Genomic DNA, 13,870 nt, shown 5'->3' with positions numbered 1-13,870 from the left:
GGATCTCCTTCGCCCCCGCCGAGCTGCTGCCCTTCGATAAAGGACGCGGGCTAGCTGAGCCTTTCACCCCGGCCGACTTACAGCTGATGTCCACGACCGTGGCACTCGACGGCTCCGAACTGAACGGAACCGGCATGGCCGCGCTCGTACGGTCGATGAGCCCTGCCGGAGCGGCCGTGCCAGGCGTCTCGATGCTCGGAGTTTCCCGACGGGGTACAGGCCATCGAGCTGGCCGACGAATCCGGGAAAACACTTGCCGACCGGAGACGTCCGAGTCGAGCTACGCCGTGTGGTCGAGGAGTCGACGCTGGAGCGGCTGCGTGCCGGTAGGGCCATGGCGGTCCCAGGTCGTCGAAGAAGACGCGGCTGCCTTGCTCGTTGACGTAGAAGGAGACCGCCGCGTCGCAGATCGGGCAGCGCGCATTCGGGCTGATCCATCCCACTGCACTGCTGGACGCGCCCGCAGGCGTCCGCGGGGTCACCGCTGACGCCGTAGAAGACGATCTCGCGTAGCTCCGCCGAAGCGACGCGGAGGGCCTGCCAGACGAGCGGGTCACCTTGTGATTGCTAACTCAGTGCCGAGTGCCGCCCGAACTTGTACGCCAATGCCCGCGACGTCGGTACGTCGTCACCGGATCACCGCCAGGCGCTGCGCCAGCATCGCTGAAGGATAGCCACCGTCGCAGTGAGGAGGATGGGCAGGTGATCAACCAGGGTTACGGTCTCTGCCATGATCGAGCGAACATGAGTCCGCCGGGCAGCAGGGGCACTCGGCCGACCTAAGCGAGCCGCCGGACCTTGGCGGCTACTCCACGGCAACCAAATTGAGGATCGCCTGTACGGGGACCAGGTACCGCCGGCCGACGCGTAGGAGACGCACTGGAAACTGATTGTTCCTGGCCAGGGCGTAGGCCTTGGTGCGCCCGATACCGAGGATCGCTGCCGCAGTCTCCACATCGGTCGTGACCCCGAGGTTCCGCACCGCCTCGATCGTCCACACCCGGTCCTGCGTCCGGCTCGCCTTGCGTCCGCCTGTCGTTGTGGTTGACATCGTCCCCGCCCTCCCGCAGTCGTCAGTACGCCGGTTCCGGCGTCCCTCTCACGGTGCAGTCGGCCCCTTAGCTGCTGCGTTGCCGAAGGTGATCAACCGCCAGCGCGAGCGGGTGTTACCAACACGGGTTACGCCGCGGGAGACCAGGTCGCTGCGTCTCCGAGCACCGCCTCCATCAGCTCCGCGGCCTTGCGCTCGCTCTCCGGCAGCACGTGGGTGTAGACCTCCCGCGTCGTCCGGCTGTCAGCGTGACCAAGCCGCCGCTGCATCACATGTTCCGGAACACCGGCGTCAGCACCGGTCGTAGCGGAGGTGTGCCGCGCGTCGTGCAGCGCGATCATCGGGACCCCGGCGTCAGCGCACGCCTTCGCCCACTGGTCGGTGAAGTACTTCGGGTAGTACGGCTCCCCGTCCTCGCGGCAGAACAGGTAACCGCCGTCGTGGTACAGGACGCCGGCGTCAGCCTTCTCCACGGCCTGGCGCTCCTGGTGGGCGCGCAGCTCCGCTACCAGCGCCGGCCCGAGCGCTACCGCCCGCTTGCTCTTGCCCTTCGGCGCTTTCTCCACCACCCCGTTGCTGGTGGTGGTGCGTTGCCAGTGCAGCAGCAGCACGCCGCGATCGAGGTCGACGCGTGGCCACTTGAGGCCCGCCAGCTCCCCCCGCCGCGTACCGACGACGATCGCCAGCACCCACGCGGCACGCAGCCGGTGGTCGGCGTGGTACTTGAGGAACTTCGCCGACTGCGCCGGCGTCCAGACGCCCTTACGCCCCATCGTCTCCCGCTCGGCCTGCCGGGGCTGCCGTACACCGTCGACGTTGACGCCGAGGTCGCCCAACGCCTTCATCAGGATCCGGTGCACGATGCGGACAGTGGTCGGCGACAGCGGCCCGCCATTCTTGCCGCCACTCTTGAGCAGCTTCTTGTAGAGATCGTGAATGACCCGCTTGTCGAGGGCGTAGAGCTGTCGCCCGCCGATGTGCGGGACCACGTAGCAGCGGATGACGTCCCGGTAGTTGCTGAGGGTCGTCTCTTGGACGTCCAACTCGCGCTCGTTGAGCCAGCTCTCCAGCTCGGCAGCAACGCTGCCGTCCGCGCCGAGGTCCGCTCCCCCGTACGCGGCGCGCGCCTCGTCCTCCGCCTTCAGCGCAGCGGCCTGGTTGGGGAACCCCTGCCGCTTGTGCTGCCGGCGACGCCCGTTCGCGTCGGGCGGGAGGTCGATGATGAAGAACCAGCGGGTCTGGCCGTTGGCGAGGCGGTAGCTGTAGACAGCCATCGGGCTGCACCTCCGCGGTAACGGGATCAGGGGGCACTGCCCACGCTAAGCGATCTCCGTTACCGCCAGCGTTACCGCAAGATCACAAACGATCTTCTATATCCGCTGGTGAATACCAGTCGGGACGGCCGGATTTGAACCGACGACCCCTTGACCCCCAGTCAAGTGCGCTACCAAACTGCGCCACGTCCCGATGCTCCCGCGCGGTCTCCCCCGCGACAGCCGGTACAGCTTACCGCACGATCTTCCTGGCGTCGCACTCGCCCCTCCCGTGCCATGTCGGGTCACCGGCGCTGCCGGCGACCCACCCCACCACCCCTAAAGCGTCCTAGGAGGGTAGGTGGGAGCGAGGGTCAGCCGTGTGCCTTGCCGCGTCCGCCCGGGCCGAGCTTCTTGCGGGGGCGTACCGAAATCTCGATCGGGCTGCCCTCGAAGCCGAACTCCTCGCGGAGCTTGCGCTCGACGAAGCGCTGGTACCCGGCGTCCAGCGGACCGCTGGTGAACAGCACGAAGCGGGGCGGTGCCACCCCGGCCTGGGTGGCGAAGAGGATCTTCGGCGCCCGTCCCCCGCGCACCGGGTGCGGGGTGGCCTGAACCAGCGCGGTCAGCCACGCGTTGAGCTGCGCGGTCGGCACCCGGGTCTCCCAGCTTGCCAGGGCCTTGCGCAGCGCCGGAGCGAGCTTGTCGACCGCGCGGCCGGTCTTCGCCGACAGGTTGAGCCGGATCGCCCAGGGGATGCGGCGCAACTCCCGCTCGATCTCCTTGTCGAGGTAGTACCGGCGGTCGGCGTCGACCAGGTCCCACTTGTTGAAGGCGATCACCAGGGCGCGGCCGGCCTCGGTGACCATCGACAGGATCCGCTGGTCCTGCTCGCTGATGACCTCGCCGGCGTCGAGCAGCACGACGGCCACCTCGGCGGCCTCGATGGCCGACGAGGTACGCAGGCTCGCGTAGTACTCGGTGCCGCTGGCCTTGCCGACCCGCTTGCGCAGGCCGGCGGTGTCGACGAGCTGCCAGGTCTCGCCGCCGATCTCGACCAGACTGTCGACCGGGTCGACGGTGGTGCCGGCGACCGCGTCGACGACCGCCCGCTCCTCCCCGGAGAAGCGGTTGAGCAGGCTGGACTTGCCGACGTTGGGCCGGCCGACCAGGGCGACGCGGCGCGGGCCGCGCGGCCGGTGCTCGACGATCTTCGGCGCCTCCGGCATCGCCTCCAGGATGGCGTCGAGCAGCTCACCGGAGCCGCGACCGTGCAGGGCGGACACCGGGTGCGGCTCGCCGAGGCCGAGCGACCAGAGCGAGGTCGCCTCCATCTCGATCGAGCTGTTGTCGGCCTTGTTCGCCACCAGGATCACCGGCTTGGCGCTGCGGCGCAGCATCCGCACCGCCGCCTCGTCGACGTCGGTGGAGCCGACCATGGCGTCGACCACGAACAGCACCACGTCGGCGGTGGCGACCGCCGACTCGGCCTGCGCGGCGATGGCGGCGGCCCGGTCCTTCGCGTCCGGCTCCCAACCGCCGGTGTCCACGACGGTGAACTGCCGGCCGTTCCACTGCGCGTCGTACGGCACGCGGTCCCGGGTCACCCCGGGGACGTCCTCGACGACCGCCTGGCGGCGGCCGATGATGCGGTTGACCAGTGTCGACTTGCCCACGTTGGGACGGCCGACCACGGCCACCACGGGCTGCGGGCCGGTCGGCTCCTCGACGTCGAGGTCCGGCTCCCGCAGCTCCACCCAGCCTTCGTGCTCGCTCACGCCACTCCCCGCTCGGTCAGCAGGTCACGCAGGCGCGCCACGACCTCGTCGATGCCCAGCTCGGTGGTGTCCAGCACCACGGCGTCCGGCGCCTGCGCCAGCGGGTCGGCCGTGCGGGTCGAGTCGAGCCGGTCCCGGCGGGCCAGGTCGGCCGCGGTGGCGGCCACGTCGGTGGCGTCCTCGGCGCTGCGCCGGGCCGCGCGGGCGGACTCGGAGGCGGTCAGGTAGACCTTCAGGTCGGCGTCCGGGGCGACCACCGAGCCGATGTCGCGCCCCTCCACCACGATCCGGCCGGCGGCGGCGATCATCTCCCGCTGCCGGGCGACCAGCAGCGCGCGGACCGCGGGGACGGCGGCCACGGCGGAGACCGCCCCGGTCACCTCGGGACCCCGGATCTCCACCTCGACGCCGACGCCGTCGGCGGTCACGCCGTACCCCTGGGGCTCGGTGCCGATCCGCAGGTCGGTCTCGCCCGCGACCTTGGCCACCGCCGAGGCGTCGGCCAGGTCGACGCCGGAGCGCAGCACCGCCCAGGTGATCGCCCGGTACATGGCGCCGGTGTCCAGGTAGCGGGCGCCGAGGCGCACCGCGAGGCGCCGCGAGACGGTGGACTTACCCGAACCGGACGGCCCGTCCACAGCGACCACGCAACGCCCGGTCCGTGCCTCTTCCTCCACCGTCGTCCTCCTCAGTCCGTACCTCGCGGATCCTGCCCGCGAGCGGAAACCACACACTGCCTTCAATCATGCCCGGCACCGCGCCGTGCGCCGGCGTCACGCCGCCGCGAGGCGACGCGCGCCACCGGCGCGGAGCCGCCGGAAGCCTACCGGCAGCGGTACCCGCCGCCGCCCGCCTCAGTCGCCGACGGCCTTGAACAGCGCGGCGACCTCCGCGTTGGTCAGCCGGCGGGTGCGCCCGGTGCGCAGGTCGCCGAGCCGGATCGGCCCGATCGAGGTCCGCACCAGCCGCGACACCGGGTGGCCGACCTCGGCGAGCAGACGCCGCACGATGTGCTTGCGCCCTTCGTGCAGCGTCACCTCCACCTGGGCGGTCTTACCCAGAGTGTCCACCACCCGGAACGAGTCCACCCTCACCGGGCCGTCCTCCAGCTCCACGCCGGCCGCGAGGCGCTTGCCGAGGTTACGCGGGATCGGCCCGGTGACCTGGCACAGGTACGTCTTCGGCACCCCGTATGACGGGTGCATGAGCCGGTGCGCGAGCGTGCCGTCGTTGGTGAGCAGCAGCAGGCCCTCGCTGTCGGCGTCGAGCCGCCCCACGTGGTAGACCCGCTGCTCCACCCGGTTGCCGAGGAAGTCGGCGAGCGCGGTGCGCCCCTTCTCGTCGGCCATCGTCGAGACCACGCCGCGGGGCTTGTTCATCGCGAGGTAGACGAGGCGGGTGTCCACCTGGAGGCGCTGCCCGTCGACGTGGATGACGTCGCGGGTCGGGTCGGCCCGGTCGCCGAGCTGCGCGACCCGGCCGTTCACCGTCACCCGCCGGCGGAAGATCAGGTCCTCGCAGGCCCGCCGGGAGCCGACGCCCGCGGCGGCGAGCACCTTCTGGAGGCGCTCGGGCCCGGTGTAGACGGGCGCGTCGGTCTTCGGGGCACGGTCATCGCGAGGCATCGGCAAGGTCTTCCACATCGTCGGGGAGGAACGGGGCCAGCGGCGGCAGGTCGGCGACGCTGTCCAGCCCGAGCTTCTCCAGGAAAAGGGTGGTGGTCCGGTAGAGGTGGGCGCCGCTCTCCGTCTCGGTGCCGCACTCCTCGACCAGCCCCCGGGAGACCAGGGTACGGATCACGCCGTCGCAGTTGACCCCGCGGATGGCGGAGATCCGCGAGCGGGTCACCGGCTGCTTGTAGGCGACGACGGCCAGGGTCTCCAGCGCCGCCTGGGTCAGCCGCACGGACTGCCCGTCCAGGACGAACCGCTCCACGTACCCCGCGTATTCCTGCCGGGTGTAGAGCCGCCAGCCGCCCGCGGCCCGGCGCAGCTCGAACCCGTGGCCGGCCGCCGTGTAACCCGCGGCGATCTCGGCCAGCATCGCCGCGATCCGCTCCGCCGGCTGTTCCAGCACGTCGGCGAGGGTCGCCTCGGCGACCGGCTCGTCCACCACCAGCAGGATCGCCTCCAGCGCGCCGCGCAGCTCCGCGTCGTCGAGGACCGGTGCCGGCTCCGGCGGCGCCGGCACCCGCCGCCGGGGTCGCGGCGCCCTGTCGGGTACGCGGACAGCCTCCCCGCCCGGCGCCGACTTCCCGGCCTCGCCCGTCGGCGCCACCGGCTCCCCGGCGTCCCCGCTCGGCCGCCGCTGCTCACCAGCGGGCTCCCCCACACCCGCAGCGGCCTCCTCGGCGGCCGCGCCGTGGTCGGCGCGCGCGCCTTCCCCCGAGATCTCGGAAGGATCCGGCCCCTCCGAGGGCCGCTTCTCTCCACGGTCTTCGGTGACGTGCTCGGTGGCGGGCTCGGCCGGCGCCGTAACGGAGTCGGTGGCGGGCTCGGCTGGTGGTTCGGGGCGGCGTTCCCACGGCGGGATCCAGGCGGCGGCCTGGTCGGCCAGGGAGTCCCGGCGTTCCTCGTCACTCATCCCGCTCGTCCTCCGTCGGTCCCGTCCCGTCCGCCGCGCCGGCCCGCCCCGCCAGTCCCGGATCCGTGCCGCCGGGCCCGGATTCCGTTCCGGCCGGCTCTGGCGCCGCCCCGTCCGTCGCCGTCTCCGCCGACGGGGACGGGGTGCCGGCGTACTCGTCGATGTCCAGGTCGGTGTCGCCGTCGGCGGGGCCGGTCCAGCGTACGGTCAGCTCCTCCAGGGCCTGGTCCTGGACGAACGCGACGAGGCCCTCCCGGTACAGCTCCAGCAGCGCGAGGAACCGGGCCACCACCTCCAGGGTGACCTCGCAGTCCGCGCAGAGGCCGGCGAAGGTCGCGGTGCCGGCCCGGCGCAGCCGCTCGGCGATGATCCCGGCGTGCTCCCGGACGCTCACCCGGACCATGTGCACGTGGGCGATCGACACCTCGGGCGCCGGCTTCGGGGTGAACGCCTTCACGGCGAGCGCCCGCAGCCGCTCCGGCCCGATGCCGAGCACCAGGTCGGGCAGGGCCTGCGCGTAGCGGGGCTCCAGGGTGACCGCGCGCGGCCAGCGCCGCCCGCCGGCCTCCTCCAGGGCCCCGATGTGGGCGGCCGCCTCCTTGTACGCCTTGTACTGCAGCAGCCGGGCGAAGAGCAGGTCCCGCGCCTCCAGCAGCGCCAGGTCCTCCTCGTCCTCGACCTCGGCGGCGGGCAGCAGCCGGGCCGCTTTCAGGTCCAGCAGGGTGGCGGCGACGAGCAGGAACTCGCTGGTCTCGTCCAGGTCCCACTGGTCGCCCATCGCCCGGAGGTAGGCGATGAACTCGTCGGTGACCTTGTGCAGCGCCACTTCGGTGACGTCCAGCTTGTGCTTGCTGATCAGTTGCAGCAGCAGGTCGAACGGGCCGGTGAAGTTGGCCAGCCGGACGGTGAAACCGGTGGTCTCCTCGACGGTCGCCGGGTCGGCGGGCACCACGTTGTCGACCTCGGCGGCCAGTTCCGCGGCGGCCACGGGATCGTCGGCGCCGTGCGGCGGGTCGAGGGGCGGTGCGGTCACCGGGAAACCGTAGTCCACGGCCCGGACACCCGGCGTCCGGCCCAGGGCGTGGGTCGACGTCCCGGCCCGGCCGCGGCGGGGCCTCGCGACACGCGCTAGCGCTCCGCCTGGGCGGCGATCACCTCGCGGGCGAGCTGGCGGTAGTTGCGCGCGCCCGAGGAGGCGGGGTCGAGGGTGGTGATCGGCGCACCGGCCACGGTGGACTCGGGGAACTTCACCGTCTTGGTGATGACCGTCTGGTAGACCTTGTCGCCGAACGCCTCCACCACCCGCTGGAGCACCTGCCGGCAGTGGGTGGTGCGGCTGTCGTACATGGTGGCGAGGATGCCCTCGAGCTCCAGGTCGAAGTTGAGGCGCTCGCGCACCTTGTCGATGGTGTCCAGGAGCAGCGCCACACCGCGGAGGCTGAAGAACTCGCACTCCAGCGGGATGAGCACCCCGTGGGCGACGGTCAGCGCGTTGATCGCCAGCAGGCCCAGGGAGGGCTGGCAGTCGATCAGGATGAAGTCGTACTCCTTGCGGACGGTCTTGAGCACCCGGGCCAGGGCCATCTCCCGGGCGACCTCGTTGACCAGCTGGATCTCGGCCGCGGAGAGGTCGATGTTGGCCGGGAGCAGGTGCAGCCCGGCCACGTCGGTCTTGATGAGCACGTCCTCGGCGGTGACGTCGTCCTGCATCAGCAGGTTGTAGACCGACAGGTCCAGGTTGTGCGGGTTGACGCCGAGGCCCACCGAGAGGGCGCCCTGCGGGTCGAAGTCGACCAGCAGCACCTTGCGGCCGTACTCGGCCAGCGCCGCGCCCAGGTTGATGGTCGTCGTGGTCTTGCCGACGCCGCCCTTCTGGTTGGCCATCGCGATGATCCGCGCCGGGCCGTGCCGGTCGGTCGGCATGGGCTCGGGGATCGGCTTGCGCATCGTGTACGCGGCCGGATCGGCCGGGCCGAGATCCGCGCCGAGCGTGGCCTGCTGCTCACGGAGCTCCGACGTCCAGGTCTCGGCACGGTCACCGTTGCCTGCCATGTCCTCGTTGCCCCCTCCCGACGACCACCCGGCGTCGGAGTCGACCGACGTCCCTTTCGCGGCGCCGCCGCGCACCCTGCGTCCGCGTCGCCCCGCCAGGTCCGCGCCGAACCCGACTCTACGCCACCGGCGAGCAGGGCGTTCGGCACCGGTACGGCGTGTCGGCGGGCGGGCTGCTACCCCCGGGCCCTCGGGTGGGCCGTCGCGTACACCTCACGCAGCCGCTCGACGGTGACCAGCGTGTAGACCTGCGTGGTGGTCACCGAGGCGTGGCCGAGCAGTTCCTGCACCACCCGGACGTCCGCCCCGCCGTCGAGCAGGTGGGTGGCGTACGAGTGGCGCAGCGTGTGCGGGGAGACCGCCCCCGGCCCGTCGACGGGCAGCCCGGCCCGCTGGGCGGCCCGCCGCAGGATCGTCCAGCCCCCCTGCCGGGACAGTGGCCCGCCCCGGGCGTTGAGGAACACCGTCGGGGTGCCCCGGCCCGCGGCGGCCAGCGCGGGCCGCGCCCGGACCAGGTACGCGCGCAGCGCCTCGACGGCGTACCCGCCGATCGGGACGAGCCGGCTACGGCCGCCCTTGCCGCGCAGCAGCACCGCCCCCTCGGCGGCGTCGACGTCGTCCACGGCGGCGCCCACCGCCTCGGAGATGCGCGCGCCGGTGCCGTACAGGAACTCCAGCAGCGCCCGGTCGCGCAGCGCGAGGGGCGCGCCCTCGCCGGTGGCGGTGACCGGGCCGGCCGTCTCCAGCAGCCGGACCACGTCGTCGACCGGCAGCGCGCGCGGCAGCCGGCGCGGCGGCGTGGGCGGGCGGACGTCGCGGCTCGGGTCCACGCCGGCCAGGCCCTCCCGCAGCGCGAAGCGGTGCAGGCCGCGGACGGCGCTGGCCGCCCGCGCGGCGGACGAGGCGGCGAGCGGCGGGTGCCCGTCGTCGCCGGCGCGCAACCGGGCGAGGTGGGCCTCCACCTGGCCGGGGCCGACCGCCGCCAGGTCGGTCACCCCGGCCGACGCCAGGGTGCCGAGATAGCGGTCGAGGTCCCGGCGGTACGAGGCGAGGGTGTTCGCCGACAGTCCACGCTCGACGGTGAGGTGGTCGAGGTAGCCACGGACGGCACGGCGCAGGGCCGGCCCGGGCTCCACGCCCGGGCCGGCCTCGTCCTGCGTGGTCAGGCTGTCGCCCCTCAGGCCAGCACCTCGGCCAGCGGCAGGGTGGCCATGCCGTGCGCCTCGGCGACCGGGCCGTAGACGACCTGGCCGGCGTGGGTGTTGAGACCCAGGGCGAGCGCCGGGTCGCGGCGCAGCGCCTCCCGCCAGCCGTGGTTGGCCAGCTCCAGGGCGTACGGCAGGGTGACGTTGGTCAGCGCGTACGTGCTGGTGTGCGGGACCGCGCCCGGCATGTTCGCCACGCAGTAGAAGATCGACTCGTGGACCTGGTAGGTCGGGTCCGCGTGCGTGGTGGGGCGCGAGTCCTCGAAGCAGCCGCCCTGGTCGATGGAGATGTCGACCAGCACACTGCCCGGCTTCATCCGGGAGACCATCTCGTTGGAGATCAGGGTCGGGGCCTTCGCGCCGGGCACCAGCACCGCGCCGATGACCAGGTCCGCGTCGAGCACGGCCCGCTCGATCTCGTACGCGTTGGAGGCGACCGTCTGCAGGTGGCCCCGGTAGATGGCGTCGGCCTGGCGCAGCCGGGCGACGTTCTTGTCGAGCAGCAGCACCTCGGCCTGGAGGCCGAGCGCGATGGCGGCGGCGTTCATGCCGGACACGCCGGCGCCGATGACGACGGTCTTGGCCGCGTAGACGCCGGAGACGCCGCCCATGAGGACGCCGCGCCCACCGCCCTGCCGCTGCATGTGGTAAGCGCCGACCTGCGGGGCGAGCCGGCCGGCCACCTCGGACATCGGGGCGAGCAGGGGCAGCGACCGGTCGGGCAGCTCGACCGTCTCGTACGCGATGCCGGTGACCCTGCGGTCGATGAGCGCGTCGGTGCACTCCTTGGAGGCGGCCAGGTGCAGGTAGGTGAAGAGCACCTGCCCCTCGCGCATCCGGTGGTACTCCTCGGCGATCGGCTCCTTGACCTTGAGCACCAGCTCGGCGGTGTCCCACACCTCGTCCGCGGTGGGAAGGATCTTGGCGCCGGCGGTGGCGAAGTCGTCGTCGCTGATGCTGGACCCGACGCCGGCACCCGACTCGACGAAGACCTGGTGACCGGCGCGCACGAACTCGTTGACGCCCGCCGGCGTGATCGCCACGCGGTACTCGTGGTTCTTGACCTCGCGTGGGATTCCGACCTTCACGATGCAGACACCTTCCTCCGGGGCTGCCGCCCCGACTGCTCGGCGCCACGACGGCCCCATTGCCGCCGCGGTCCACCGGTCCCGCCGGCGGCAGTCTAGGCGCGCCGTCGTCCGTGGGGAGCCAGCACAGTGACATGCGGTGACCGCTCCCCCTGACGAAGTGTCAGGCGCCGGCCCGGCCGGCGGTCGGCGACCGCCTCGGCCGTCAGGACGGTGTTCTCCATTATCGTCCCACCCGGCGTGTCCCGCCGGGGACAGCAGGCATGTGGACCACCGTCGTGTCGGTCAACGGGTGGCACCGGCGCGCAGGGCGGCCCCCGCGCGACGATCCGACCCGGACGACGAGGGGCCGCGCGGGTTCACCGCGCGGCCCCTTCTCGCGTACGCCCTCAGCGTGGCAGCGGTGCGTCCGCCCGGCGCAGCGCCGACCAGCCCACGTCGCGGGCCCGCGCGGCGGCGAGCAGCCCGGCGACCGCCGAGGCGTTGGTGATCTCGCCGTTCAGCACCATGCCGACCGCCTCGTCCAGGCCGATCCGCACCACCTGGAGGTCGGCCTCCTCCTCGCGGCGGTCATGCCGCTGCTCGGCCGGCACGTCGGCGAGGTCGCGGGCCAGGAAGACCCGGACCAGCTCGTTGGTGAACCCCGGCGAGCTGTGCAGGTCGACCAGGACGTCCAGCCGCCCCGCGCTGAGGTCGGCCTCCTCGGCCAGCTCCCGCCCGGCGGTGACGGCCGGATCCTCGCCCGAGACGTCCATCAGCCCGGCCGGCAGCTCCCACAGGTGCCGGCCGACCGCGTGCCGGTACTGCCGGATCAGCACCACCTGCCCGGCGCCGTCCAACGCCACCACCGCCACCGCCCCGACGTGCCGGACGTGGTCGCGGACGGCGGTGCCGCCGCCGGGCATGGTCACCTCGTCGCTGACCACCTCGAAGATCCGGCCCCGGTAACGCTCGGTACGCGACCGCAGCTCGTACCGGTGCTCGACGGCACTCACACCGCCGCCCCGCGGGTAAGGAAGGGCCACCTGTTAACGCCTCCGGTAGAGGAAGGGTCCCCTCTTAACACTCGCCCGCGCCGCCCGCTCACGACTTCGCCGCCGCCTTCGTCGCCGTGCCGCCGTTGCGGGCGGCCTTCGCCGCCGCCGGCGCCGCGCCGTCCAGGTCGACCGGGAGCTGGTCGGCCTCCGAGTACGCGATGGCAGCCTTCACGAACGACGCGAACAGCGGGTGCGGCCGGGTCGGCCGGCTCTTCAGCTCCGGGTGCGCCTGGGTGGCCACGAAGAACGGGTGCAGGTCGCGGTCCAGCTCGATGAACTCGACCAGCCGGCCGTCCGGCGAGGTGCCGGAGATGTGCAGGCCCGCCTTGGTCAGCGCGTCGCGGTAGGCGTTGTTGACCTCGTACCGGTGCCGGTGCCGCTCGCTGACCTGCGTGCTGCCGTACGCCTCGGCGACCAGGGAGCCGTCGGCGAGCGTCGCCGGGTACGCCCCGAGCCGCATGGTGCCGCCCAGGTCGCCCTTGCCTGCGACGATGTCCTCCTGGTCGGCCATCGTGGCGATGACCGGGTGGGCGGCGTCCTCGTCGAACTCCAGCGAGTTGGCGCCGTCCAGGCCGGCGAGGTGGCGGGCCACGTCGATGGTCATGCACTGCAGGCCGAGGCAGAGGCCGAGCAGCGGGATGCCGTTCTCGCGGGCGTACCGGGCGGTGCCGATCTTGCCCTCGATGCCACGCACGCCGAACCCGCCCGGGATCACGATCCCGTCCACGCCGGCCAGGGCGTTCGCGGCGCCCGCCGCGCTGACGCACTCGTCGCTCGGCACCCAGCGCAGGTGCACCCGGGCCCGGTGGCCGAAGCCGGCGGCCCGGATCGCCTCGCTGACCGACAGGTACGCGTCGGGCAGGTCCACGTACTTGCCGACCAGCGCCACGGTCACCGTGTGCCGCGGCTGGTGCACCCGCTCCAGCAGGTCGTCCCAGCTCGACCAGTCCACGTCCCGGAACGACAGGCCCAGCCGGCGCACCACGTACGCGTCGAGACCCTCGCGGTGCAGCACCTTGGGGATGTCGTAGATGCTCGGGGCGTCCGGGGCGGCGGTGACCGCCTCCAGGTCCACGTCGCAGTAGAGCGACAGCTTCTGCTTCACCTTGTCCGGGATGTCGCGGTCGCAGCGGAGCACCAGCGCGTCCGGCTGGATGCCGATGCTGCGCAGCTGCGCGACCGAGTGCTGGGTCGGCTTCGTCTTCAGCTCGCCCGACGGCGCCAGGTACGGCACCAGCGACACGTGCAGGTAGAAGCAGTTGTCCCGGCCCAGGTCGTGGCGGACCTGCCGGATCGCCTCCAGGAACGGCAGCGACTCGATGTCGCCGACGGTGCCGCCGACCTCGGTGATGACGACGTCGGGCACCTGCCCGCCGGCGTCCGGGTCGGCCATGCCGAGGATGCGCGACTTGATCTCGTTGGTGATGTGCGGGATGACCTGGACGGTGTCGCCCAGGTACTCGCCACGCCGTTCCTTCGCGATCACGTCCGAGTAGATCTGACCGGTGGTGACGTTCGCCTTGCCGGACAGGTCCCGGTCGAGGAACCGCTCGTAGTGGCCGACGTCGAGGTCGGTCTCGGCGCCGTCCTCGGTGACGAAGACCTCGCCGTGCTGGAACGGGTTCATCGTGCCGGGGTCGACGTTGAGGTAGGGGTCGAGCTTCTGCATGACCACGCGCAGGCCGCGCGCGGTGAGCAGGTTGCCGAGGCTGGAGGCGGTGAGGCCCTTACCCAGCGAGGAGGCCACGCCCCCGGTGACGAAGATGTGCCTGGTCGTCCGTGCTGAAGGGGCCAAGGCCTGCTCCCGTGTCGTCCGTCGCGGT

The 13,870-nt window shown here is 72.5% G+C and carries 12 protein-coding genes and 1 tRNA gene; all 13 read right to left on the bottom strand.

Going from position 1 to position 13,870, the window contains the following annotated elements:
- Positions 1–805 precede the first annotated feature (805 nt).
- The gene (locus AB0873_RS27080; protein WP_366603155.1) at positions 806–1,000 is read right to left on the bottom strand and encodes a helix-turn-helix domain-containing protein; all 195 of its coding nucleotides are present in this window, start codon (positions 998–1,000) and stop codon (positions 806–808) included.
- 179 nt (positions 1,001–1,179) lie between these two features.
- Positions 1,180–2,325 (bottom strand): tyrosine-type recombinase/integrase, encoded by a 1,146-nt coding sequence (locus AB0873_RS27075; protein WP_366603154.1) that lies wholly within the window; start codon positions 2,323–2,325, stop codon positions 1,180–1,182.
- 119 nt (positions 2,326–2,444) lie between these two features.
- A tRNA-Pro gene (locus AB0873_RS27070) sits at positions 2,445–2,518 on the bottom strand.
- Positions 2,519–2,678: 160 nt separating this feature from the next.
- Entirely contained in the window at positions 2,679–4,082 is a 1,404-nt protein-coding gene (gene der, locus AB0873_RS27065; RefSeq protein ID WP_366603153.1) for a ribosome biogenesis GTPase Der, read from the bottom strand.
- A complete protein-coding gene (cmk, locus tag AB0873_RS27060; RefSeq protein ID WP_366603152.1) occupies positions 4,079–4,759 on the bottom strand; it encodes a (d)CMP kinase in 681 nt (226 codons plus the stop codon). Before cmk ends, der begins: the two co-directional genes overlap by 4 nt.
- A 177-nt stretch (positions 4,760–4,936) precedes the next feature.
- Positions 4,937–5,707, bottom strand: coding sequence for a pseudouridine synthase (locus tag AB0873_RS27055; RefSeq protein ID WP_366603151.1), 771 nt, complete (start codon positions 5,705–5,707; stop codon positions 4,937–4,939).
- Entirely contained in the window at positions 5,694–6,665 is a 972-nt protein-coding gene (gene scpB / locus AB0873_RS27050) for an SMC-Scp complex subunit ScpB (protein ID WP_366603149.1), read from the bottom strand. The genes AB0873_RS27055 and scpB overlap by 14 nt, the downstream gene beginning before the upstream one ends.
- Positions 6,658–7,698 carry a segregation/condensation protein A gene (locus AB0873_RS27045; protein ID WP_366603148.1) on the bottom strand — a complete coding sequence of 347 codons (1,041 nt, stop codon included), beginning with the start codon at positions 7,696–7,698 and terminating at the stop codon, positions 6,658–6,660. The genes scpB and AB0873_RS27045 overlap by 8 nt, the downstream gene beginning before the upstream one ends.
- Positions 7,699–7,793: 95 nt before the next feature.
- Positions 7,794–8,717: an AAA family ATPase gene (locus tag AB0873_RS27040; protein WP_155332644.1), complete on the bottom strand. Its 924-nt coding sequence runs from the start codon at positions 8,715–8,717 to the stop codon at positions 7,794–7,796.
- Between the two features lie 176 nt (positions 8,718–8,893).
- Positions 8,894–9,883, bottom strand: coding sequence for a site-specific tyrosine recombinase XerD (locus AB0873_RS27035; protein WP_366603181.1), 990 nt, complete (start codon positions 9,881–9,883; stop codon positions 8,894–8,896).
- Between the two features lie 11 nt (positions 9,884–9,894).
- Positions 9,895–11,010, bottom strand: a complete 1,116-nt coding sequence (ald, locus tag AB0873_RS27030) for an alanine dehydrogenase (RefSeq protein WP_366603146.1) — start codon at positions 11,008–11,010, stop codon at positions 9,895–9,897.
- Between the two features lie 389 nt (positions 11,011–11,399).
- The gene (locus tag AB0873_RS27025; RefSeq protein WP_155332647.1) at positions 11,400–12,005 is read right to left on the bottom strand and encodes an NUDIX hydrolase; all 606 of its coding nucleotides are present in this window, start codon (positions 12,003–12,005) and stop codon (positions 11,400–11,402) included.
- Between the two features lie 88 nt (positions 12,006–12,093).
- Positions 12,094–13,842, bottom strand: a complete 1,749-nt coding sequence (locus tag AB0873_RS27020; protein ID WP_366603144.1) for a CTP synthase — start codon at positions 13,840–13,842, stop codon at positions 12,094–12,096.
- Positions 13,843–13,870 lie beyond the last annotated feature (28 nt).

The sequence above is a fragment of the Micromonospora sp. NPDC047707 genome, from assembly GCF_040704235.1.
Lineage (GTDB): Bacteria > Actinomycetota > Actinomycetes > Mycobacteriales > Micromonosporaceae > Micromonospora.
This window is presented reverse-complemented; position numbering and strand designations above follow the sequence as displayed.